The organism is Ruegeria hyattellae (genome assembly GCF_041537925.1).
Lineage (GTDB): Bacteria > Pseudomonadota > Alphaproteobacteria > Rhodobacterales > Rhodobacteraceae > Ruegeria_C.
The window spans coordinates 267,771-291,195 of sequence record NZ_JBGOSH010000004.1 but is presented as its reverse complement, the minus strand read 5'-3'; the positions used below and the strand labels follow the sequence as shown (position 1 = coordinate 291,195).

At 61.1% G+C, this 23,425-nt stretch carries 22 protein-coding genes; 10 read left to right on the top strand and 12 right to left on the bottom strand.

Annotation, left to right across the window (positions count from 1 at the left end; all coding sequences use genetic code 11):
* Positions 1 to 21 precede the first annotated feature (21 nt).
* Positions 22 to 1,053 carry a LacI family DNA-binding transcriptional regulator gene (locus AB1E33_RS12205; protein ID WP_372577766.1) on the bottom strand — a complete coding sequence of 344 codons (1,032 nt, stop codon included), beginning with the start codon at positions 1,051 to 1,053 and terminating at the stop codon, positions 22 to 24.
* 140 nt (positions 1,054 to 1,193) lie between these two features.
* On the bottom strand, positions 1,194 to 2,072 hold the full coding sequence (locus AB1E33_RS12200) for a haloalkane dehalogenase (RefSeq protein ID WP_372577553.1): 879 nt from the start codon (positions 2,070 to 2,072) through the stop codon (positions 1,194 to 1,196).
* Between AB1E33_RS12200 and AB1E33_RS12195 the strand changes: the two genes are divergently transcribed.
* Together AB1E33_RS12195 and AB1E33_RS12190 are read left to right on the top strand one after the other, a co-directional pair.
* Positions 2,071 to 2,754, top strand: coding sequence for a TetR/AcrR family transcriptional regulator (locus tag AB1E33_RS12195; protein ID WP_372577552.1), 684 nt, complete (start codon positions 2,071 to 2,073; stop codon positions 2,752 to 2,754). The genes AB1E33_RS12200 and AB1E33_RS12195 overlap by 2 nt on opposite strands.
* Complete coding sequence (locus AB1E33_RS12190; RefSeq protein WP_372577551.1) at positions 2,751 to 3,335, top strand: exonuclease domain-containing protein; 585 nt, start codon at positions 2,751 to 2,753, stop codon at positions 3,333 to 3,335. The genes AB1E33_RS12195 and AB1E33_RS12190 overlap by 4 nt, the downstream gene beginning before the upstream one ends.
* 15 nt (positions 3,336 to 3,350) lie before the next feature.
* Here AB1E33_RS12190 and dctP read toward each other — a convergent pair whose 3' ends face one another.
* Positions 3,351 to 4,367 carry a TRAP transporter substrate-binding protein DctP gene (gene dctP / locus AB1E33_RS12185; RefSeq protein ID WP_372577550.1) on the bottom strand — a complete coding sequence of 339 codons (1,017 nt, stop codon included), beginning with the start codon at positions 4,365 to 4,367 and terminating at the stop codon, positions 3,351 to 3,353.
* A 480-nt stretch (positions 4,368 to 4,847) separates the two neighbouring features.
* Between dctP and acs the strand changes: the two genes are divergently transcribed.
* From acs to AB1E33_RS12145, 8 genes are all read left to right on the top strand, one after another.
* The gene (gene acs, locus AB1E33_RS12180) at positions 4,848 to 6,812 is read left to right on the top strand and encodes an acetate--CoA ligase (RefSeq protein ID WP_372577549.1); all 1,965 of its coding nucleotides are present in this window, start codon (positions 4,848 to 4,850) and stop codon (positions 6,810 to 6,812) included.
* Complete coding sequence (locus AB1E33_RS12175; RefSeq protein WP_372577765.1) at positions 6,812 to 7,495, top strand: adenylate kinase; 684 nt, start codon at positions 6,812 to 6,814, stop codon at positions 7,493 to 7,495. Before acs ends, AB1E33_RS12175 begins: the two co-directional genes overlap by 1 nt.
* A gap of 171 nt (positions 7,496 to 7,666) precedes the next feature.
* Positions 7,667 to 7,951, top strand: coding sequence for a DUF4212 domain-containing protein (locus AB1E33_RS12170; RefSeq protein WP_249711378.1), 285 nt, complete (start codon positions 7,667 to 7,669; stop codon positions 7,949 to 7,951).
* A 5-nt stretch (positions 7,952 to 7,956) separates the two neighbouring features.
* Entirely contained in the window at positions 7,957 to 9,747 is a 1,791-nt protein-coding gene (locus tag AB1E33_RS12165) for a sodium:solute symporter family protein (RefSeq protein WP_372577548.1), read from the top strand.
* 109 nt (positions 9,748 to 9,856) lie between these two features.
* A complete protein-coding gene (locus AB1E33_RS12160) occupies positions 9,857 to 11,680 on the top strand; it encodes a DUF294 nucleotidyltransferase-like domain-containing protein (RefSeq protein ID WP_372577547.1) in 1,824 nt (607 codons plus the stop codon).
* A 33-nt stretch (positions 11,681 to 11,713) separates the two neighbouring features.
* The gene (locus AB1E33_RS12155; RefSeq protein WP_372577546.1) at positions 11,714 to 12,235 is read left to right on the top strand and encodes a hypothetical protein; all 522 of its coding nucleotides are present in this window, start codon (positions 11,714 to 11,716) and stop codon (positions 12,233 to 12,235) included.
* Positions 12,235 to 13,647 (top strand): 3'-5' exonuclease, encoded by a 1,413-nt coding sequence (locus AB1E33_RS12150; protein WP_372577545.1) that lies wholly within the window; start codon positions 12,235 to 12,237, stop codon positions 13,645 to 13,647. Before AB1E33_RS12155 ends, AB1E33_RS12150 begins: the two co-directional genes overlap by 1 nt.
* Positions 13,648 to 13,730: 83 nt before the next feature.
* Positions 13,731 to 14,573: an alpha/beta fold hydrolase gene (locus AB1E33_RS12145; RefSeq protein WP_372577544.1), complete on the top strand. Its 843-nt coding sequence runs from the start codon at positions 13,731 to 13,733 to the stop codon at positions 14,571 to 14,573.
* Between the two features lie 78 nt (positions 14,574 to 14,651).
* Here AB1E33_RS12145 and AB1E33_RS12140 read toward each other — a convergent pair whose 3' ends face one another.
* The 9 genes from AB1E33_RS12140 to AB1E33_RS12100 form a co-directional block, all read right to left on the bottom strand.
* Positions 14,652 to 15,713: an Mrp/NBP35 family ATP-binding protein gene (locus AB1E33_RS12140; protein ID WP_372577543.1), complete on the bottom strand. Its 1,062-nt coding sequence runs from the start codon at positions 15,711 to 15,713 to the stop codon at positions 14,652 to 14,654.
* A complete protein-coding gene (locus AB1E33_RS12135) occupies positions 15,710 to 15,907 on the bottom strand; it encodes a DUF6494 family protein (RefSeq protein ID WP_372577542.1) in 198 nt (65 codons plus the stop codon). The genes AB1E33_RS12140 and AB1E33_RS12135 overlap by 4 nt, the downstream gene beginning before the upstream one ends.
* A gap of 142 nt (positions 15,908 to 16,049) precedes the next feature.
* Positions 16,050 to 16,817 (bottom strand): inositol monophosphatase family protein, encoded by a 768-nt coding sequence (locus AB1E33_RS12130; protein WP_372577541.1) that lies wholly within the window; start codon positions 16,815 to 16,817, stop codon positions 16,050 to 16,052.
* Positions 16,818 to 16,928: 111 nt separating this feature from the next.
* The gene (locus AB1E33_RS12125; RefSeq protein WP_372577540.1) at positions 16,929 to 17,915 is read right to left on the bottom strand and encodes an ABC transporter substrate-binding protein; all 987 of its coding nucleotides are present in this window, start codon (positions 17,913 to 17,915) and stop codon (positions 16,929 to 16,931) included.
* Positions 17,916 to 17,979: 64 nt separating this feature from the next.
* Positions 17,980 to 18,825: an ABC transporter permease gene (locus tag AB1E33_RS12120; protein ID WP_372577539.1), complete on the bottom strand. Its 846-nt coding sequence runs from the start codon at positions 18,823 to 18,825 to the stop codon at positions 17,980 to 17,982.
* Positions 18,822 to 19,736 carry an ABC transporter permease gene (locus AB1E33_RS12115; protein WP_372577538.1) on the bottom strand — a complete coding sequence of 305 codons (915 nt, stop codon included), beginning with the start codon at positions 19,734 to 19,736 and terminating at the stop codon, positions 18,822 to 18,824. Before AB1E33_RS12115 ends, AB1E33_RS12120 begins: the two co-directional genes overlap by 4 nt.
* A complete protein-coding gene (locus AB1E33_RS12110; RefSeq protein ID WP_372577537.1) occupies positions 19,733 to 20,524 on the bottom strand; it encodes an ABC transporter ATP-binding protein in 792 nt (263 codons plus the stop codon). The genes AB1E33_RS12115 and AB1E33_RS12110 overlap by 4 nt, the downstream gene beginning before the upstream one ends.
* Before the next feature lie 14 nt (positions 20,525 to 20,538).
* Positions 20,539 to 21,993, bottom strand: a complete 1,455-nt coding sequence (gene hydA / locus AB1E33_RS12105; protein ID WP_372577536.1) for a dihydropyrimidinase — start codon at positions 21,991 to 21,993, stop codon at positions 20,539 to 20,541.
* Positions 21,994 to 22,086: 93 nt separating this feature from the next.
* Positions 22,087 to 23,337, bottom strand: a complete 1,251-nt coding sequence (locus AB1E33_RS12100) for a Zn-dependent hydrolase (RefSeq protein ID WP_372577535.1) — start codon at positions 23,335 to 23,337, stop codon at positions 22,087 to 22,089.
* Between the last annotated feature and the right edge of the window lie 88 nt (positions 23,338 to 23,425).

Here is a 23,425-nt window from a genome sequence, read left to right as displayed (position 1 = left end):
CGCGCGTAAACTTTTATCCGATCAGGCCGAAGACCGAAGGACGAGCTTTGCCGGGTAGAGGTGCTCTGACCTGCTCTCGAAATGTCCACCGCTTTCAATCAGTTGAAACAACATCTCAATGACCTTGTTCGAGACCTGGTCATAATCGTGGGCCACAGTTGTCAGCGATGGGCAGGTGAACCGCGAAAACGGATGATCGTCATGTGCCGCCACGCGCAAGGTGCAGGTCTCGCCGCGCCCTACTGGTATGCCGCGTTCGAAACAGGCCGACAGAAACCCGATCGCAAGCCGGTCGTTGCTGCACAGCACGGTATCGGTCCGACCCGGTTTCTGATCCAGAAACCGCAGCCCCTCTTTGTATCCGATTTCCTCGAATCCCCAGCCGTCTCCCTCGGCCTGAAAAATCTGAGGGTCAAATCCCAACCGCTCCATCATCGACACATAGGCCTTCCGGCGTTTGTTTGCGTTGGGGTTGGCCGGGCGGACCATCTCGAACAGGATCGGCGGGTTTCCCGTGCGTGTCAGATATTCCACGCTTTGCGAAACAAAGCTGAAATTGTCTGATCCTACAAAGGCTTCACCAATGCCGTCCAGGTTGCTGTCAAACAGGATCGTCGGCACATCGCGGCAAAATTTCTCGATCACGATGCGGTCGGAAATACGCCCGAGCGGGGCAAACAACACACCGGCTGGCTTCATCGAGCGCAGACTGTCCAGAATATCGATCTCCAAGTCCTTCTCGCCATGCGAACTGAAGAGAATTGGAGACCAGCCCGCTTCGATGCAGCGCAGCTCGATCTTTCGGGCGATTTCGGCAAAAAACGGGTCGGCCAAATACGGCACCACAATGCCGATATTCTTGGTCAGGCGGCGGTTCTGGTTGACCGCATAGATGTTGGGGCGATAGTCGTGCTCTTCCAGCGCGGCCTCGATCCGCGCCCGTGTCGAGGCACGGACACTGCCGGGATCATTGAAGTATTTTGAGACCGTCGGGCGCGAGATGCCGCTGAGCGCGGCAAATTCTTCCATGTTGCGAATCTTGTTCCCACCCATCGCGCGCGCATCCATTCCAAGCCTTCATCACGGCGACACTATACGTCCCGCCCGCCGATGAACATATCGCAAAAAATAACGCGAGAAAAGTTTTGTCGCTTCTGTGACCGGCGCCCTCCCAGTCAAATACCGCACGCGGATCAGAGCGCCGCGTGCCAATCCCGAATGGCTTTGCCGATCTGATCTGGTGAATCTTCCTGAATGAAATGGCTGCCCGCCACGGTCACCTCGGACAGGTTCGGCCAGGCCCGGACATAGTCGCGCACGGGTCCCGCGATCAGCGCGCCGGGCTCTGCATTGACGAACAGTTTCGGGATCGGGGTCTGTGCCAACCAGGCGGAGTAGCTCGCAACGATTCCGGTCACATCTGCAGGATCACCCCCAATGGGGATCTGGCGTGGCCAAGTCAGCGTCGGGCGCCGATCCTCGCCGAAAGCGGCAAAGGGGCGGCGGTATTCGGCCATTTCCTCGTCACTCAGATCGCGCAAGATCGAGCCAGGCAGAATCGCCTCGACGAACAGGTTTTTCTCCAGCACCATTTCGTCTCCGGCTGGCGAGCGCAGGGCCTGAAATATGTCGCGTGCAGCTTCGGGGAAGCTGTCCCATCCCGGTACAGGCGCGACGATGGCTTCCATGAAGGCGATGCCCTTGATCGCCTCCGGATGGGTATGGGCCCAGTGAAAGCCCAGCCCGGATCCCCAGTCATGCAGCACAAGGGTCACGTTTTCGCGCACGCCCAGTTGGTCAAGCAGGGCAAACAGGTATTTGCGGTGGTCCACATAGGTGTAGCGGTCGGGGCCGCTGTCCTCCAGCTTGTCGGAATCGCCCATTCCGATCAGGTCGGGCGCGATCAGACGGCCCTTTCCCGTCAGATGCGGCAGGATGTTGCGCCACAGGTAGGACGAGGTCGGGTTGCCGTGCAGAAACACGATCGGGTCGCCCTCACCTTCTTCGAAATAGGCCATCCGCTTGCCGTGGACGGTCGCGAATTTCTTTTTGTCACGAAAACCCGTAGTCATGATGCTCTCCTCAGCCCTTGCGCTTGAGTCGGTGAAAAGTTATTGGAACGAACATTCCAAAACAAGAGGAAACATGCCCAGGACCCGATCATACTCCCGCGCAGCCCTTGTGGACAATGCCATGAAAACCTTCTGGAGGGTCGGCTATCATGCTGTTTCCATGGGCGATTTAGTGCGGGAAACAGGGGTCAGCCGGGGTGGAATATATAGCGATTTCTCCGGCAAGCAGGAGCTTTTTCATGCCTGTCTGGACCGCTATCAGGACAGTGTCGTGACGCCCGTTTTCGCTCCGGTCGAGGCCGAGGATGCCGGGATCGACGCCATCCGCGCCTATTTCGACAATCTGCTGACCGGGTTCGAGTCGATGGGCGGGGTCGGCATCGGCTGCCTTGTGGGCAACACGCTGACCCAGATCGACCCCGCCGAAGAAGCCACGCACGAAAAGCTTGAAGCCCATTGCACGCGGCTCTTCATCGGCTTTCGCAGGGCGCTGGCCCATGAGAACGGGCCGGACGGCTCTCTGAACGCCACCGATCTTGACGATTTGGCCCGCTACACAATGATTTCGGCGCAGGGGCTGTGGTCATATTCGCGGCTGACCGACGACGCCACCATTCTGCGCCGCTACACAGACACGCTGATGGCCTCGCTCAAGGCGCGCCTGTGTGGAGTGTCGCGGTGACAGTGCCCCTGCCCGGCGGCACGTTCCGCTTCATCGCGCTGGATGTGGAAACCTCCTGCGGCGACAGCGCCAGCATATGTCAGATCGGCCTGGCCTGCGTGCGCGCTGATCACAGCATTCAGACTTGGTCGACGCTGATCGACCCACAGATGCCGTTTGCACGCTTCAATATCGAGTTGCACGGGATTGGCCCCGCCACGGTGCGGAATGCGCCGACATTCGCGGACGCATGGCCCGACCTGCTGCCCCTTCTCGCACGTCATCCACTGGTCCAGCACAGCCGGTTCGATGAACTCGCCATCGCTGCCGCCTGCCGGGCGCATGGGTTGCCGCGCGCCCGGCTATCTTGGAATAACAGCGTCTCCATCGCCCGCGCGGCGTGGCCTGAGTTGAAAGGCAATGGCGGGCACGGGCTGGGCAATCTCAAAACGGTGCTCGACCTAGACTTCCAGCATCACGACGCCGAAGAAGACGCGCGCGCGGCGGCGCAAGTGGTCTTGCGGGCCGAGCAACACCTTGCCGACACACCGGGCAAGGCGTCTGCGGTGCTTGCGCCGTTCCAACTGCCCCTGCCGCTCTGATCCGCGGCGCTGATCTCAGTTGCCGCCGCGCTTCGCGTTCAGGGTGAACTGCACCAAATCATAAAGATCCTGCGCTGGCAGCCCCTGCGCGCTCATATCGGAAATCCACTTCTCGCGGATCGGATCGGCGGCCTTGGCCTGAAATTCGGCGATGACATCGTCAGGGATCGTGGCCTTGGTCACACCCTTCTCGTCCAGAACGCTGTCCCATGTATCAAGAAGATCGCCGTAGTTGACGAGGTAATGCGCAATCGCCTCTTCGATCGAGCTGTTCAGCGCGTCGCGATGTTCCGGCGGCAGCGCCTCATAGGCAGTGATGTTGACAACCACCGGACAATTCACGGTGCCGGGATTGAGGTTCTCGGTCCACCAGTCGGCCTCGTTGATTGTGCCGAAGCTCAGATGCGCATGCTGGGCAAAGGCGACCGTATCCACGACGCCCGACTGCATCGCGCCATAAGCCTCGGTCGCCGCGACCGAGGTCGGCACGCCCCCCACTGCCTCGAAAGCCTGACCCAGACCGCCGGTGGCCCGCACCCGCATCCCGTCGAAATCAGCCAACGCATCGGGCGGCGAGCCGGTGCCCACCAAATTGTATTGCGGCATGGGCGAGGTCATGATGATCCGCGCATTCCATTTCGCCATCTCGCCCAACACCGCGGGATGATCATAGACCGCGTGGCTGACCGCCACCTCTTCCTCCAGCGTGTTCACGCCGAGAAAGGGCAATTCCAGAACCGTGATCGCGCGGTTCTTGTCGCGGTGGTAACCCGCACAGAACTGCGCCATCTCGAAAGCACCGATTTCGATCCCGTCAAGGTTTTCGCGCGGTTTCGACAAACCGCCATAGCTGACATTGATGGTGAAGTCGCCGCCCGTTTTTTCGCTGACCAGTTCGGCCAGCTTTTCCACATGTTCGGTAAAGGCGCGGCGCTTGCCCCAGACCGATGCGTTCCATTCGGTTGCCGCGGATTGCGTCGCAAGGGCAACACCCAGCGCCGTGCATGCGGCTGCAGTCAGACAGGTTTTCATCAGTTTCCTCCCGGTCGGTCCGTCGTAGCTGCGGACATGTCTTTGAGGGCAGACTAGGTCGACATCGCGCCGCTGCCAAGGTCCGGGATATGCGCGACTCAGAACTGGTCGGGCAGGATCGATTACAAGACCTCTCCGCCCGCACTTCCAGCCCGCAGCGCCCGATTTCTGCCGGATTTCCGTCCGGTAACGCGAGAATCACTACAAAGCGTGCCTTTCATCACGCGGCAGGTCCGCGCCGATGTTGACAGTAATTTTCTTATGATTTCAGCGGTATTGTGGTCATTATTATCAATTCATTTACACTTGATTGGAGCTCAGTAAAAATTCTTTACAGACAAATCGTTAATTTTCATGACTTTATTTTAATATTTTCAAACTCGCCTATACTTTCAGCAAGGAAGGAACATGATCGACAATCCCCTGCCACTTGGGTGAAAAAAGGCGATCAACGAAAACAGTCTTTGGGAGGAGCCTCAGATGACGACCGACACGCTGACCGGAAACCGGACCTATGCGCCATCGGCAGAGACCGTTTCGCATGCCCATGTGGACGCAGCCAAATACGACCAGATGTATGCTGCCTCGATCGCCGACCCCGACGCATTCTGGGGCGAGCATGGCAAGCGGATCGACTGGATCAAGCCGTACACGCAAGTAAAGGATGTCAGCTATGATTTCGGCAATGTAAATATCAATTGGTACGCCGACGGCACGCTGAACGTCGCGGCCAATTGCATCGACCGGCATCTGGCGACCCGGGGCGACCAGACCGCGATCATCTGGGAACCCGATGATCCGAACGATCCGGCCCAGCACATCACTTACAAGCAATTGCACAGCAGCGTCTGCAAGATGGCCAATGTGCTGTCCTCGCTTGGCGTGCGCAAGGGCGACCGCGTAGTGATCTATATGCCGATGATCCCCGAGGCCGCCTATGCCATGCTGGCCTGCGCCCGGATCGGGGCCATTCACTCCATCGTTTTTGCAGGCTTCTCCCCCGATGCGCTGTCCGCCCGGATCAACGGCAGTGACGCCAAGGTTCTGATTACCGCCGATGAGGCCCCGCGCGGAGGTCGCAAGACGGCGCTGAAATCCAATGCCGACGCCGCCTTGCTGCACTGCAAGGACAGCGTGAAATGCCTTGTCGTAAAGCGCACCGGCGGTCAGACCACCTGGGTCGACGGACGCGATTTCGATTATAACGAGATGGCGCTGGAGGCGAGCGACACTTGCGCGCCTGCTGAGATGAACGCCGAGGACCCGCTGTTCATTCTCTATACCTCCGGTTCGACCGGTCAGCCCAAGGGTGTCGTGCATACCACCGGCGGCTATCTGGTCTACGCGTCGATGACGCAAGAGATCGTCTTCGACTACCATGATGGCGATGTCTACTGGTGTACGGCAGATGTGGGCTGGGTCACCGGGCACAGCTATATCGTCTATGGTCCGCTGGCCAATGGCGCGACCACGCTGATGTTCGAGGGCGTGCCGACCTGGCCCGATGCCAGCCGCTTCTGGCAGGTCTGTGAAAAGCACAAGGTGAACCAGTTCTACACCGCGCCCACCGCGATCCGTGCGCTGATGGGCCAAGGCCCGGAATTTGTCGAGAAATGCGACCTGAGCGATCTGAAGGTGCTGGGCACCGTCGGCGAGCCGATCAACCCCGAGGCGTGGACCTGGTACAATGACGTGGTCGGCAAGGGCAAATGCCCCATCGTCGACACTTGGTGGCAGACCGAAACCGGCGGTCACCTGATGACCCCGCTGCCCGGTGCACACGCGATGAAGCCCGGTGCGGCGATGAAGCCCTTCTTTGGCATAGAACCGGTGGTTTTGGACCCGCAATCCGGGGTCGAGATCAGCGGCAACGGTGTCGAGGGCGTCCTTTGCATCAAGGACAGCTGGCCCGGTCAGATGCGCACCGTCTGGGGCGATCATGAGCGGTTCGAGAAGACCTATTTCTCGGATTACAAAGGGTATTACTTCACCGGCGATGGCTGTCGCCGCGACGAGGATGGCGATTACTGGATCACTGGCCGCGTCGATGACGTCATCAACGTCTCGGGTCACCGGATGGGCACCGCCGAAGTGGAAAGCGCGCTGGTTGCACACCCGGCAGTGGCTGAATCCGCCGTGGTCGGCTATCCGCATGACATCAAGGGTCAGGGCATCTATTGCTATGTCACCCTGATGAACGACCGCGAGCCCAGCGAAGATCTGCGCAAGGAGTTGCGCACATGGGTCCGCACCGAGATCGGCCCGATTGCCAGCCCCGACGTGATCCAGTGGGCTCCGGGCCTGCCCAAGACCCGCTCGGGCAAGATCATGCGCCGTATCCTGCGCAAGATCGCCGAGAATGATTTTGGCGCTCTTGGCGATACATCGACCCTTGCCGATCCGTCGGTGGTCGAGGACCTGATCGAAAACCGGGCGGTGAAATGATGGACACGGAAGTTCTCAGCACCCCCGCCGTTCTGATCCTGCTTGGGCCTCCGGGCGCAGGCAAGGGCACGCAGGCCCGCAAGCTCGAAGAGCAGTTCGGGCTGGTTCAACTATCGACCGGCGACTTGCTGCGCGCCGCCGTGGCTGCCGGAACCGAAGCCGGAAAACAGGCCAAAGCGGTGATGGAAGCAGGCGATCTGGTCAGCGACGATATCGTCATCGCCATCCTGCGCGACCGGTTGGCCGATCCCGATTGCGCCAGGGGTGTCATCCTGGATGGCTTCCCCCGTACCGATGCGCAGGCAAGGGCGTTGGATGTGCTGCTGGCCGAGACCGGCCAGAAAATCAGCGCCGCCATCAGTCTTGAGGTCAACGACGACGCAATGGTGACCCGTATCTCGGGCCGCTATACCTGCGCGGGTTGCGGCGAGGGCTATCACGACACGTTCAAGACTCCGCAAACCAAGGGCGTCTGCGACAATTGCGGCGACACCGAATTCAAGCGCCGCGCCGATGACAACGCCGCAACGGTTGCCAGCCGGTTGCGCGCCTACCACGCCCAGACTGCGCCGCTGATCACCTATTACGACGGCCAGGACGTTCTGGAGAGAATTAACGCCATGGGCGGGATCGACGAGATCGCCCGCGGCCTTGCCACCATCGTCAAGGGGGCGATGCGCTAGGCGGGAAAGACCGGGGCCGGATCAAACCGCCCCACCCCCTGAAGAAAGAACCGGACTAACCGCTTTGGCGGACCGGTGAAGTCATGCCTGATGTCAGTAAGACGGCGCAGGCAAACGGAGGAGGTTTGCCCGATCCCCGGGCAAATCAGGAGGAAGCAAGGAGGACCCGCGATGGCGGATCAAACCACAAACTCCGCGCAAGTTGCCGAGGCTGACAAAGGCTATTGGCAGGCAAATGTGCGGATCATTCTTGTGAGCCTGGTGATCTGGGCTCTTGTCTCGTTCGGATTCGGCATTCTGCTGCGCCCGATGCTCTCGGGCATCAGCGTCGGCGGCACCGATCTGGGCTTCTGGTTCGCGCAGCAAGGCTCGATCCTGGTCTTTCTGGGCCTGATCTTTTTCTACGCCTGGCGGATGAACAAACTCGACGCCGAATATGGCGTGGATGAGGAGTAAGCGTCATGGATCAGTTTACCATTAACCTGCTGTTTGTAGGCGCGAGTTTCGCAGTCTATATCGGCATCGCGATCTGGGCCCGCGCGGGATCCACATCGGAATTCTACGCCGCCGGTCGCGGCGTTCACCCGGTCACCAACGGTATGGCCACGGCGGCCGACTGGATGTCGGCGGCCTCGTTCATCTCGATGGCGGGTCTGATTGCCTTTACCGGCTATGACAACTCGTCCTTCCTGATGGGCTGGACCGGCGGCTACGTGCTGCTGGCACTGCTGCTGGCGCCTTACCTGCGCAAGTTCGGCAAGTTCACCGTGTCCGAGTTCATCGGCGACCGGTTCTACAGCCCGACCGCACGGATCGTGGCCGTGATCTGCCTGATCGTCGCCTCGGTCACTTACGTGATCGGCCAGATGACCGGCGTTGGCGTGGCCTTTGGCCGCTTTTTGGAGGTGTCCAACACCACCGGCCTGCTGATCGGTGCCTGTGTGGTCTTTGCCTACGCGGTCTTTGGCGGCATGAAGGGCGTGACCTACACCCAGGTGGCGCAGTATTGCGTGCTGATCACCGCCTACACCATCCCGGCGATCTTCATCTCGCTGCAGCTGACCGGCAATCCGATCCCGGCGCTTGGCCTGTTTGGTGATGCCGCTGGCACCACCGAACCGCTGCTGACCAAGCTGGACGCGATTGTCTCGGAGCTCGGATTCGCGGAATACACCGCACATCACTCTGACACGCTGAACATGGTGCTCTTCACCCTGTCGCTGATGATCGGTACCGCCGGTCTGCCGCACGTGATCATGCGCTTCTTTACCGTCCCGAAAGTGTCCGATGCCCGCTGGTCGGCTGGCTGGGCGCTGGTGTTCATCGCTCTGCTCTATCTGACGGCCCCTGCCGTGGGTGCCATGGCGCGTCTGAACATCACCGACATGATGTGGCCCAATGGTGGCATCGATGGCGGCGCGGTGAAGGTCGAACAGATCGACAATGATGCGCGCTATGACTGGATGGCCACGTGGCAAAAAACCGGTCTGCTCGACTGGGAAGACAAGAACGGCGACGGCAAGATCCAGTACTACAACGACAAGTCGGAAAAGATGCAGGAACTGGCCGCTGAAAAGGGCTGGGTCGGCAACGAGTTGACCAAGTTCAACCGCGACATCCTGGTTCTGGCCAACCCCGAGATTGCCAACCTGCCGGGTTGGGTGATCGGTCTGGTCGCGGCTGGTGGTCTGGCGGCTGCTCTGTCTACCGCTGCCGGTTTGCTGCTAGCAATCTCTTCGGCTGTGTCCCACGACCTGATCAAGGGTTCTATCAACCCGGCAATCAGCGAAAAAGGCGAGCTTCTGGCGGCGCGGATCGCAATGGCCGTGGCCATCGTGGTTGCCACCTATCTGGGTCTCAACCCTCCGGGCTTTGCGGCACAGACGGTTGCCCTGGCCTTTGGTCTGGCGGCTGCCTCGATCTTCCCGGCGCTGATGATGGGTATCTTCTCGAAGAAGATTAACAATGTCGGTGCTGTCGCGGGTATGCTCGCGGGTCTGATCGTGACGCTGGTCTATATCTTCCTGCACAAGGGCTGGCTGTTCATTCCGGACACCAACTCCTTCACCGATGCCGATCCGCTGCTGGGTCCGATCAAGTCGACCTCGTTCGGTGCCGTCGGTGCTGCGGTCAACTTCGGTGTGGCCTATCTGGTCGCCGGCATGACCAAGGAGACCCCTCAGGAGATCAAGGATCTGGTCGAAAGCGTGCGCATCCCCCGTGGGGCAGCGGCCGCGACGGCGGATCATTGATATGCCGGGCGGGCCTTTCACCCTCCCTGTAACGGTTCGCCTGCATTAAACTGGTCCCGCCTGGCCTTGGCCCGGCGGGACTTTTTACATATTTCCAAGGCATTGCCTCATGTCCCTGACCCAAGATCAGATCATTCGCTTCCTCAGATCGGTGCATCCCTATGACGCGCTGCCGCCCGAGGTGCTGGCCGATATCGCCGTGCGGGCCGAGACCCGCATATGTGCTGCGGCTGAGGCGATCTACCGGTTTGGCGAAGCTCTGCCCGGCCTTTTTGTGATACATGACGGATCGGTCGACGTGGTCGACGAGAATGGCGCGGTGGTCTCGCATCTGGGGCTGCGCAACAGCTTTGGCGAGCGCGGCTTGCTGCGCGATGGCAAGGCCGCGACAAGCGCCACGGCAACCGCTGAGACCACCCTGCTGATGCTGCCCGCCAAGCTGATCGCGGATCTGCAACGCGACCACGCGGGTGTTGCCCGATTTTTCAACCGCGCGCGTCAGGACCGGGCACCCCGCAACGATCTGGCCACGAGCCCGATCGAGACGCTGATGGCCCGTGATCCGGCCACCTGTGCGCCAGACCTGCCGGTGCAGCACGCCGCACGGTTGATGCGCGACCGGCGCATCTCGTCGCTCTGCGTGGTCGAGGACGGGCTGCTGCGCGGGATCGTCACCATTCGCGACCTGTCCGGCAAAGTGGTGGGTGAGGACCTGCCCGGCACCACCCCGGTAGCTGACGTAATGACTGCAGAACCTCTGACGCTGCCGCCATCGGCCATCGGTTCTGACGTGTTGCACATGATGATGGAACATCGTATCGGCCACGTCCCGATCACCGAGGCTGGCAGATTGGCCGGTATCGTCACCCAGACCGACCTGACCCGTTTTCAAGCGGTGAGTTCGGCGGAACTGGTGACCGCCCTTGCCCGCGCCGACACGGCGGAAGAGATGGCCACTGTAACAGCTGAGATCCCGCGCCTACTCGTGCAACTGGTGGCGGGCGGCAACCGGCATGACGTGGTGACCCGTCTGATCACCGATATCGCCGACACTGCGACCCGGCGCCTGCTGGCCCTGGCCGAGGCCGAACTTGGACCCCCGCCAGTGCCTTACCTGTGGCTGGCCTGCGGCTCGCAGGGGCGGCAGGAGCAGGCCGGGGTCAGCGATCAGGACAATTGCCTGATGCTGGATGACAGCGCGACCGAGGCCGATTTGGTATATTTTGCGGCGCTGGCAAAGATCGTCTGCGATGGCCTCAACACCTGCGGCTATGTCTATTGCCCCGGTGAGATGATGGCGACCAATCCGCGCTGGTGCCAGCCGGTGCGGGTGTGGCGCGGCTATTTCGCGGGCTGGATCGCCAAGCCCAACCCCGAAGCGCAGATGCTGGCCAGTGTCATGTTCGACCTGCGCCCCATCGGCGGAGATTTCGATCTGTTCCGCGACATTCAGGCCGAAACCCTGCGCGCCGCCAGCGCCAATTCGATCTTTGTGGCGCATATGGTCTCGAACGCACTCAAACACAGCGTGCCGCTGGGCCTGTTCCGGGGTCTGGCCACCATCCGCTCGGGGGAGCATCGCGATACCGTGGACATGAAACATAACGGCGTCGTGCCGGTGGTTGATTTGGGTCGGCTCCATGCGCTGCGCGCGCAGCTCACGCCGGTCAATACCCGTGCCCGCCTGGATGCCGCCGAACGCAGCGGCGCGCTCAGCCCCTCGGGCGCGCGCGATCTGCGGGACGCTTATGATCTGATCGCCGACTCGCGGCTGGAGCATCAGGCCGCGCAGGTCAAGGCGGGTGTTGCCCCGGACAACTTCCTGTCTCCCAGCCGCCTGTCGGATTTTGAGAGAAGCCATCTGCGCGATGCGTTTGTGGTAATAAAGACAATGCAATCGGCCATCGGGCACGGCAAGGGCATGTTGGGGTAAGACGCGGTAGCGGGCTTGCATGGGAGGTAAGAGATGTTTCTGGAACTGATCGCAACGGTGTTTGCAGGGGTCGCAACGGCGGGTTTGGTGATGCTGTTGAACCGGGTGCTGGGCGGGCGGCTGCCGAAATGGCTGGCCCCGGTCGGGGCCGGTCTGGCGATGATCGCGGTCACCATCTCCAGCGAGTACAGTTGGTATGGGCGCACCAGCGCTGCCCTGCCCGAGGATGTCGAGGTGATCGAGACCGTAGGCAGCCGCGCGATCTACCGGCCCTGGACCTATGTCGCGCCATATATCGACCGGTTCGCGGCGCTGGATCGTGCCTCGGTCCAGACCAACCCGACTTTGCCCGACCAACGCCTGGCCGACCTTTATTTCTTTGGCCGTTGGGCGGCGGTGTCGAAATTGCCAGTTCTGGTGGATTGCGCCGGATCGCGGCGCGCCAATCTGGTGGATGGTGCACAATTTGGAGACGACGGCGCGGTGCTGGATGCCGACTGGGTCGCCGCCGATGAAGGCGATGCGGTGATCCGGGCGCTCTGCGAGGATGCGTGATGTTGCGCGGTCTCAGCCTGCGTCTGCGTGTGTTTCTTTTCTTTTGCCTGTTGGCGGTGGGCGGGCTGGGACTGACCGGCGTGGCGCTTTATCTGGGATCGGCGCGGGCACCCGTCTCAGGCGTGCCACAGGCGTTCGTCTTTTCGGGCCTGCTCATCGGCTTCGGCCTGCTGGCGCTGATTGCCGGTGTCTGGCTGCTGTTTGACGAAAACGTCGCCAAGCCGATCGAACGGCTCGCCGCGTCGCTGCGGGCCCGCGAGGCGGCAGTGCTGGATCTGGAGATCGACACCGACGCCGCGCGCTATCTGGGCGATCTGGCCCCCGCCGCCGCCGGGCTTGCGGGTCGGGTTTCCGAACAAACCTTGGCGACCGCCCAGGCCGTCGCATCGGAAACGGCGCGACTGAAGGCCGAAAAGGACCGCCTGACCGCATTGCTGACCGATATTCCGGTCGCGATGGTTCTGGTCAGCCCTACCCATCAGATCGTGCTCTATGACGGACAGGCCGCAGAGGTTCTAGCTCAGATTGCCCCGCCCCGCTTAAATGCCCCTCTCTTTGACTATCTAAACCGGGACGAGCTTGAGGCTGCCCATTCCCGCCTGAGCAAGACCGGACAGGATGTCAGCGCCCAGATCGCAAGCGTCGATGGCAGGCAAAGCTACGCCGCGCGCCTGCGCCCCCTGGGCGCGGCAGCCGGATACCTGCTGATCTTTGACGAAAGCGTGGCCCAGATCGCCCCGGAAGCGGCCCGCCCGCTGGTCTATGATTTCGATCTGCTCGAAACACCCGGAGACCTGGCCATCGAGGCGCGCTGTCTGGACGAGCTGTGTTTTGTCGTCTTCGACACCGAGACCACCGGATTGCTGCCGCACAAGGACGCGGTGGTGCAGATCGGAGCGGTGCGCGTGCTACGTGGACGGCTTGTCGCGGGTGAGGTCTTTGACACGCTGGTTGATCCCGGCAGGCCCATTCCGCCCGCCTCGACCCGGGTGCACCGTGTGACGGATGCGATGGTTCAGTGCGCGCCGGATTTCGCCGAAGCCGGGCGGCAGTTTCACCATTTCTCCCGCGATTCGGTGATCGTGGCCCATAACGCCCCGTTCGACATGGCTTTCCTGCGCCGCGACGCCAAGGCAATGGGAGTGGCATGGGATCATCCCATTCTGGATACCGTGCTGCTGTCGGCGGTGCTGTTCGGGGCCAGCGAAACCCATACTCTGGACGCTCTATGTGACCGTCTCGGCGTGACAATCCCCGAGAACCTGCGGCACACCGCTCTGGGCGACGCACGGGCCACGGCGGAGGTTCTGGTGGCGATGCTGCCGATGCTGAGGGCGCGCGGGTTCAACACCTTTGGCGATGTCATCGCCCAGACCCGCAAATACGGACGGCTGATTGAAGACCTCAACTAACGTCGCGGCGGCATTTTCAGAGCGTTTTCCCGTCAGATCATGTAGCCTTGCATCCATCCGATGCAAAAAAGGAAAGGTCCGGGATGTTCAAGATACTGACCCTCACGAGCTTTGTGTTGTCAGCAGGTGCGGCCTGCGCAGACGAAAAGTGGCTGACCCTTCCGCCAGCGCCGTCGATGCCCGAAGCTGCCGAATCTGGTGCCGCACCGGTGAACGGGATCGATATGTACTACGCGCTTTATGGCCCAGCAGAAGGAATACCGGTGCTGATGATCCATGGCGGGTTGGCGCATGGTGATATCTGGGCGGATCAGGTCGCGGAACTGTCCACGGATCATCGCGTTATCGTCGCCGATACGCGCGGTCACGGTCGGTCTTCGAATGACGGCAGCGCCTATTCCTATGATCTTCTGGCGCAGGATTATCTTGCATTGCTCGACAATTTGGGCGTCGACAAGGTGCATCTGGTGGGCTGGTCTGATGGTGCCAATATCGGTTTTGCGATCTCGACCTCAGCGCCGGAACGTCTGGCCAGCCATTTTGCGCATGCGGGCAATGTGACGCTGGACGGGATCGACCCTACGGTGGAAACCAATGAACTTTTTGGCACCTATGTCAGCATGATGGCGGCAGACTATGCCGCCATGTCACCCGCCCCAGATGGGTTCGATGCGTTTCTCGCAGGTGTCGTGGAAATGTGGGGAACCGAGAAGCCGGGCGGGTTCGAGGCTCTGGCAGATGTGACTGTGCCTACTGTTGTTGTTCAAAGCGAGCATGACGAGGCAATCTTGCCGGATCACGCCAAAAAGATAGCGGACACCATCCCGAAGGCCGAGTTGCTAACCCTGAAAGACGTAAGCCATTTTGCAAACTTGCAGGACCCCGACGCCTATTCGGCAGCGATACGCGAATTTCTGAGCCAGTAGACACCAGCCCCGCACCGGATGATATCCGAAGCCCTTGCAACAAAGTCGCGCTACCGTGCGCGGCCCTGTTGCGTTCGCTCAGGCCTGTCCTTTGGCGATCAGGTCGCGGGCGATCCTGCGGAAGCTCTCGGCCTGCGGGCTGTCGGGTTTGCTGACCACGATCGGCGCACCGCCATCGGCGGCGACCCGGATATCGAGATGCAGCGGGATCTCTCCCAACAACGGCACTCCCAGCGCCTCGGCCTCTGCCGCGACTCCGCCATGGCCGAACACATGCTCCTCATGGCCGCAATTGGAGCAAATATGGGTGGACATGTTCTCGATCATGCCATGGATCGGTGTCTTGAGCTGGCGGAACATGTCGATCCCCTTGCGGGCATCGATCAGCGCAACATCCTGCGGGGTGGATACGATGATGGCCCCGTCGACCACGAATTTCTGGCTGAGCGTCAGTTGCACGTCGCCGGTACCTGGCGGCAGATCGACGATCAGCACGTCCAGCGCGCCCCACTGCACCTGTCCCATCATCTGCTGCAACGCACCCATCAGCATCGGGCCGCGCCAGACCACCGCCTGATCTTCGTTGGTCATCAGCCCCATCGACATCATGGTCACGCCATGGTTGCGCAGCGGTAGGATGGTCTTGCCATCGGGGCTGGCCGGACGACCCGAAACCCCCAGCATGCGCGGCTGCGACGGGCCATAGACATCGGCATCCAGCAGCCCCACGCGCCGCCCCTCGGCGGCCAGAGCGCAAGCCAGGTTGGCCGAAACGGTCGATTTTCCGACCCCGCCCTTGCCGCTGGCAACAGCGATAATCTGGCCCACGCCCGCCACCGGTTGCGGTCCGGTTTGCGAGGGCTTGGGTTTTGGTTTCAACTCGGGGGGGGCTTTCTCGGCATGCGCGGTCAGCATGGCCGAGACGTTCTCTACGCCGTCAACTGCCTGCGCCGCGCGCTCGGCAACGGCGCGCACCGCCTCCATCTGCTCGGCCAGCTTGGGGTCAATCTCCATCACGAAGCGCACGGTGCCGCCATCGACGTTCAGCGCCCGCACAATGCCCGCGCTGACGATGTCCTGCCCCGAGACCGGATCGGTGATCTTCTTGAGGTTGGCCAGGACCGCGTCGCGAATGCTCATGCGTCGCCATCCTTGATGGTACCGGTGACCACATGTTCCACCTCAAGCCCGTCGACGGTCAGCACCATCTTGACCTCGAACGCGCCGCCTGTGGGCGTGCCCGCCTTGCGCAGGCCGTCCTCGATCGCCTGCTGGCTGGTCACGCCGACCTGCTTGAGGAATTTGCGCATCGACATGTTGTAATTGCCGCTCATGGCTGTGCTCTCCTTGATCGTGTGCGAAGCAAAACCCCCTGCCCGCCGGGCCGAGGCATCGGTCGCGCCCATATGTGCCTGACCCTCAAGCTGTTCACCACCCCTTCTCTGCATCAATGGGCAGAAAGGGCAGGTTGAGGCGTCAATTTCGGCAAAGGGTGGCAAGTCTGTCCATGTTGCGATTGGCAGCCATCACCTCACCGGGGGTTTGCAGGAAATCGGGAAAGGCCGGGGCGGAAACCGATCCGCCTGCGGCGCGGACAATCACAAGACCGGCGGCTGCGTCCCAAGCGTTCAGAGATGGTTCGTAATAGGCCTCGACCCGCCCTATGGCCACGGACATCAACCCGATGGTTGCCGCCCCCTGCCTGCGATATTCGCATCCCGATTCAAGCAGGCGGCCAATCCGATCGAGATGATCGCTCAGGCCAACCCGCTGCGAATAGCCCAGAACAACCAAACTGTGACCAAGATCAGAGCGATCCGAAACGCTGATCTGTGCGCCGTTCAGTCGCGCGGGCTGGCCGTTCCGCGCGCTGGCCAATGCCCCAAGATCCGGGGCGAAGATCACCCCATGGGTCAGTTCCATCCCGTCGAAATAGCCAATCGAGACCGCCCAATCGGGTATCCCACGCATATAATTCGCGGTGCCGTCAATCGGATCGATGATCCAGCAGGCAGCGGCGTCTCCGCTCAGGCCGCCCTCTTCGCCCAGAACCGCGTCTTCGGGAAAGCGGGCTGCAATCGCCTCACGGATCAGCGTTTCAACAGCAAGATCGGCGGCGGTGACGAAATCCTGCGGCCCCTTGGTGTCGATTTCCAACCCGTCCGGATGCTGCCGCAGATCAACCGCAAGCTGCCCCGCCTGTCGCGCGATGGCTTCTGCAAATTCCAGCCTTGTGTCGCCCATGAGGAGTTCCTTCCGAAGCGAGGTGCACCTGACAGGTGGCAAAACCATTGTCAGTGCCGCAATAGAAAACGGGGCCAGCTCGGCCCCGTTTCGTGTTGTATCAGAACCGTTTCAGTTCAACGCCTTGTCGGTGATGTCATGGGTCCAGGCCCCTTCCGGCGCCTTGGTGATCACCGGGTCCGAGCCACCGGCCAGAAGCGTGTTCACCGTGCGGTCGAAATCCGCCGGGTCCAGCGCGCCGTTGCTGCCCGCAGTCAGCTTGGCAATCTCACCCATCATCCGGACCTGATGCGCTTCGGTCTGGGCACCGGTCTCATCATTGTCCAGAACGATGCCCGCAGCTTCCTCGGGATGCTCCTCGGCATATTTCCAGCCCTTCATCGACGCCTTTACAAACCGCGCCATCTTGTCGGCAAACGCTGCATCGGCAAGGTTCTCCTCCAGCACGTAGATGCCGTCTTCCAGCGTGGCGACGCCCATGTCTTCGTATTTGAAGGTCACAAGTTCATCCTCGGAGACACCGGCATCCAGCACCTGACCGTATTCGTTATAGGTCATGGTCGAAATGCAATCGGCCTGCCGCTGCAACAGCGGATCGACATTGAAGCCCTGCTTCAGCACCGTGACTCCGTCGTCACCGCCATCGGTGGGGATGCCTTCCTGGCTCATCCAGCTCAGGAACGGGTATTCATTGCCAAAGAACCAGACGCCAATGGTCTTGCCCTTGAAGTCCTGCGGCCCAGTGATGCCGGTATCCTTCCAGCAGGTCAACATCAGGCCCGAGGTCTTGAAGGGCTGCGCGATATTCACCACCGGCAGGCCTTTTTCCCGTGCCGCCAGCGCCGAGGGCATCCAGTTCAGCATCGCATCCGCGCCGCCACCGGCCAGGACCTGCGGCGGGGCAATATCGGGGCCACCGGGCAGGATCGTCACATCCAGCCCTTCTTCCTCGTAGAACCCCTTGTCCAGCGCCACGTAATAGCCAGCGAATTGTGCTTGGGTCACCCATTGCAGTTGCAGCTTCACCTCATCGGCTGCCAGCAGCGGGCTGGCGGCCAGTGACAATGCCAGCGCGGCCCCACTCAGTAGCTTTTTCATTCTCTTCTCTCCTTGTTGAACTCTTTCGCCCCGTTTCCGAGGTCCTTTTCATTTTTTTCCCCGACTACCCACGCTGCGACGGATGCCAGAAGGTCACCGCCTTCTCGATCATCGCCACCGCCCCATAAAACAACGTCCCTGCCAATGCGGCCACCACAATCTCGGCCCAGACCATGTCCAGCGCCAACTGCCCCACACTGGTCGAGATGCGGAACCCCATGCCAACGGTCGGCGAGCCAAAGAACTCTGCCACGATCGCCCCGATCAGCGCCAGCGTGGTTGAAATCTTCAGCCCGTTGAAGATGAACGGCATCGCCGCAGGCAGGCGCAGCTTGAAAAAGCTCTGCCAGTAGCTTGCCGCATAGGTCTCCATCAGATCGCGCTGCATCGCGGTTGTCTCGCGCAGGCCCGCCACAGTATTCACCAGCATGGGAAAGAACACCATGACCACCACTACCGCCGCTTTCGACTGCCAATCGAAGCCGAACCACATCACCAGGATGGGCGCAGTGCCGACGATCGGCAGGGCAGCCACGAAATTGCCAACCGGTAGCAAGCCCATCCGCAGGAAATTCGACCGATCAACTGCAATCGCCATCACAAAAGCGGCGCAGCAGCCCAAGACATAACCGGTGAGCGCGCCCTTGACGAATGTCTGCACGAAATCCGCCCAGAGAATCTCAGTACTGCTCGCAAACCGCCCCGCAATCATCGTCGGCGGTGGCAGAATGACCAGCGGCACCTGCAAGCCGCGCACCAGCAACTCCCAGACGATCAGAATGGTCAGCCCAAAGATCAGCGGCACCGTCACCTGAATAGCCCGCGTTTGCGCATAAGGCCCCTCGGCCAGCCGCAGGTTCAGCCACCAGCCAAATGCCCAGAGAAGCATCGCGGCGAGGATCAACATCATGCTATCCCCATCCGTTTCAGCACCGCCCGCTCGATCAGCCCTAGCAGCCCGACCAGACAGGCTGCCAGGATCGCCGCTGCAAACAGCGCCGACCAGATCTGCACCGTCTGCCCATAGTAGCTGCCCGCCAGCAACCGCGCGCCCAGCCCGGCCACCGCACCGGTCGGCAACTCTCCGACGATGGCGCCCACCAGAGATGCGGCAATCCCGATCTTGAGCGAGGCAAACAGATACGGCATCGAGGCCGGCAGCCGCAGCTTCCAGAAGCCTTGGGCCTTGCTCGCGCTATAGGTCCTGAGCAGATCAAGCTGCATTGCATCCGGGCTGCGCAGACCTTTGACCATGCCAACAACCACCGGAAAGAAGCTCAGGTAAGCCGAGATAACAGCCTTGGGGATGATCCCCTGTACGCCAACCGAATAGAGGACGACAATGATCATTGGCGCCAGCGCAATGATCGGAATGGTCTGGCTGACAATCGCCCAGGGCATCACCGACATGTCCATCACTTTCGAATGCACGATCCCCACGGCCAGCAAAATGCCCAGCCCGGTGCCAATGGCAAATCCCAGCAATGTCGCGCTGAGCGTCACCCAGGCGTGATAGACCAGAGAACGTTTCGAGGTGATCTTCTTTTCAACCGTGGTGTCCCACAGCTCTTCTGCCACCTGATGCGGGGCCGGCAGGCGGGGCCGCTCCTGATCCCACGTTTCGTCAATGGCAAAGGGGTTGTCGATGATCAGCTCAAATTCACCGATCTGACGCCGATCTGCCGCTTTGGGAGGGTCAACGGCCTCGCCTGCTCGTTCGGCCTCGACCAGCACGCCCCGGATATTCATCGGCACGCTGGCGGCGTACCAGAAGGCAATGATCACGGTGACAACTGTGAGGACCGCGAGAAGTGGTTTCATTCCACGTGCCCCGCCCTCAAGCCTTCGCGTACCCGATGCGCCACCTCGATGAATTCCGGTGTATCGCGGATATCCAGCGGACGCTCTTTCGGCAGTGGGCTTTCGATCACATCGGTGATCCGGCCCGGACGCGGGCTCATCACCACGATCCGGGTGCTCAGATACACCGCCTCGGGGATCGAGTGGGTGACGAATCCGATGGTCTTTTCCGTCCGCGCCCAGAGCGCAAGAAGCTGTTCGTTCAGGTGATCGCGCACGATCTCGTCCAGCGCGCCGAAAGGTTCATCCATCAACAGGATATCGGCGTCAAAGGCCAGCGCCCGCGCGATGCTGGCCCTCTGCTGCATCCCACCCGAAAGTTGCCAGGGGTATTTGCCTCCAAATCCTTCCAGATCAACCAGTTGCAGAACGTTCCTGATCCGATCCTCCTGTTCGGATTTTGAGAATCCCATGATCTCCAGCGGCAGCTTGATATTGCGGGCAATCGTGCGCCACGGATACAGCCCCGCCGCCTGAAACACATAACCATAGGCCCGGTTCCGCCGCGCCTCATCCGGGGTCATGCCATTGACGCTCAGGCTACCACCCGTGGGCTGCTCCAACGCTGCGATACAGCGTAGAAAGGTGGTCTTGCCGCAGCCCGAGGGGCCAATGAAACTGACGAAATCGCCCTTGTTGATAGTCAGGCTCACATCCTTGAGCGCATGCACCGGTCCATCATTGGTTTCAAAAGTCAGATCAAGATTTTGCGCTTTGATAACGGCATCGGCGCCGGGGTGTTCAGTCATTCATTCTGCCTTGCTCATACGCCCGTTGCCGGAATCCCCGTCCGCTCCACCGGACGTGGTGCGGTCAGTTCTTTCCATGTACTCAGCGCCTTGTTCACCGTAGCATTCGCCTCGCGTGCGACGAACTTGCCGTGACCTTCCTGCGTACGGGTTTCGCCGTCATGCACCGCCACCTGTCCCCGTGTCAGAGTAAAGCGCGGCAGACCCTTGACCTGGTGACCTTCGAACACGTTGTAATCGATTGAGGATTGCTGCGTATAGGCTTGAATGGTCTTGGTTTTCTCCGGATCCCACACTACCAGGTCCGCGTCCGCCCCGATCAGCACCGCACCCTTCTTCGGATAACAGTTCAGGATTTTGGCGATATTGGTCGAGGTCACGGCCACGAACTCGTTTGGCGTCAGCCGCCCGGTGGCGACGCCATTGGTCCAGAGCATCGGCATCCGGTCCTCCAGCCCGCCGGTGCCATTGGGGATCTTGGTGAAATCCCCGACGCCAGAGCGTTTCTGATCGGTGGTAAAGGCGCAATGGTCGGTTGCCACGACGGACAGCGAGCCAGATTGCAACCCGGCCCACAGACTGTCCTGATGCTGCTTGTTGCGGAAGGGCGGGCTCATCACCCGGCGCGCGGCATGGTCCCAGTCTTGGTGGAAATACTCGCTCTCATCCAGCGTCAGATGCTGGATCAGCGGCTCGCCCCAAACCCGCTTGCCCTGCATCCGAGCCCGCCGGATCGCTTCGTGGCTGTCTTCACACGAGGTATGCACCACATAGAGTGGGACGCCCGCCATATCGGCGATCATGATGGCACGATTGGTGGCCTCGCCCTCGACCTGCGGCGGGCGGGAATAGGCGTGCGCCTCGGGGCCGGTATTGCCCTCGGCCAGCAGCTTGGCGGAAAGCTCTGCCACCACATCGCCGTTCTCGGCGTGCACCATCGCGATGCCACCCAACTCGGCCAGCCGCTGAAACGACGCATAAAGCTCGTCATCATTGACCATCAGCGCGCCCTTATAGGCCATGAAATGCTTGAACGTGTTGATGCCGCGGGTCTCGATCACCGTCTTGATATCGTCAAAGACCTGCTCGCCCCACCAGGTCACCGCCATGTGGAAAGAGTAATCGCAATTGGCGCGGGTCGACTTGTTGTCCCAGCGCTTGAGCGCATCCAGCAGGCTCTCACCGGGATTGGGCAGAGCGAAATCCACCACCATCGTGGTGCCCCCCGCTAGAGCCGCGCGGGTGCCAGATTCGAAATCATCGCTGGAGTAGGTGCCCATGAAGGGCATTTCCAGATGGGTATGCGGATCGATCCCACCGGGCATCACGTAACAGCCGGTCGCATCCAGTTCCTGATCCCCGCGCAGATCCGGCCCGATCTCGGCGATGACCCCACTCTCGACCTTCACATCCGCCTTATAGGTCAGATCGGCGGTAACGATGGTTCCGTTCTTGATGACCGTGCTCATTTTCATCTCCCTGTGCGGCAGGTGCCGCTTGCTTCATCTGGCAAAAAAAATATCCCCGGGGGAGTCGCTGCAAGGCAACGAGGGCAGCGCCCCCTATTCGACAATCTCCGCCGTCTCGACCACCGCATGGAACAGAACATCCGTTCCCGCTGCAGCCCAGTCCTTGGATATCTCCTCGGCTTCGTTATGACTCAGCCCGTCCACGCAAGGACACATTACCATCGCCGTGGGCGCCACCCGGTTAATCCAGCAGGCATCATGCCCCGCGCCTGAGATGATGTCGGTGTGCGAATAGCCCAGCCGCTCGGCCGCGTCCCGTACCGCTGCAACACAGCCTGCGTCGAAGGTCACCGGATCGAACCCGCCGACCTTCTCGAATTCCACGTTCAGACCCATCTCGTTCACGATATCCTCTGCGGCGACGCGCAGGCGGTTCTCCATATCGGTGATCACCGACAGGTCGGGGGATCGGAAATCAACCGTGAACACGACTTTGCCCGGGATCACATTGCGTGAATTGGGATAAACATCGATATGCCCGGCCGCGCCCACCGCATGGGGCGCGTGGCTGAGCGCGATCTCATCGACCTTCTCCAGTATCCGCGCCATGGCCAGCCCTGCATTCTTGCGCATCGGCATCGGCGTTGATCCGGTATGGGCATCCTTGCCCGTGACGGTGATCTGCGTCCAGCTCAGCCCCTGACCATGGGTGACCACGCCGATATCCTTGCCCTCGGCCTCCAGAATGGGCCCTTGTTCGATATGCAGCTCAAAGAACGCGTGCATTTTGCGCGCGCCGACCTCTTCCTCACCGCGCCAACCAATGCGCTGCAGTTCATCGCCGAATTTTAGCCCTTCGGCATCTTCGCGCGCGTAAGCCCAGTCCTGCGTGTGCATGCCCGCGAAAACGCCCGAGGACAGCATCGCGGGCGCATACCGCGTGCCCTCTTCGTTGGTCCAGTTGGTCGCCACGATGGGACGTTTGGTCTTGATGCCCAGATCGTTGAGCGTGCGGATGATCTCGAGCCCGCCCAAAACGCCCAGCACCCCGTCATACTTCCCTCCGGTGGGCTGGGTATCCAGATGCGAACCCACATAGACCGGAAGCGCCTCGGGGTCGGTGCCCTCGCGTCGGGCGAACATGTTGCCCATCTGATCCAGCCCCATCGAACAGCCCGCCGCCACGCACCAGTCCTGAAATAGGGCACGGCCCTCACCATCCTCGTCGGTCACCGTCTGGCGGTTGTTGCCACCAGCAACACCCGGGCCGATCTTGGCCATCTCCATCAGGCTGTCCCACAGCCGGTCCCCATTGATCCTGAGATTCTGCGCCGGAGCTGCCATGTCTTTCCCCTGTTGCTCGCGATTTGGCTCGCTTGATGGATCCTGATTTGACCAACTGGTCAAAGTCACGCTATCACGGGGGCCGCAC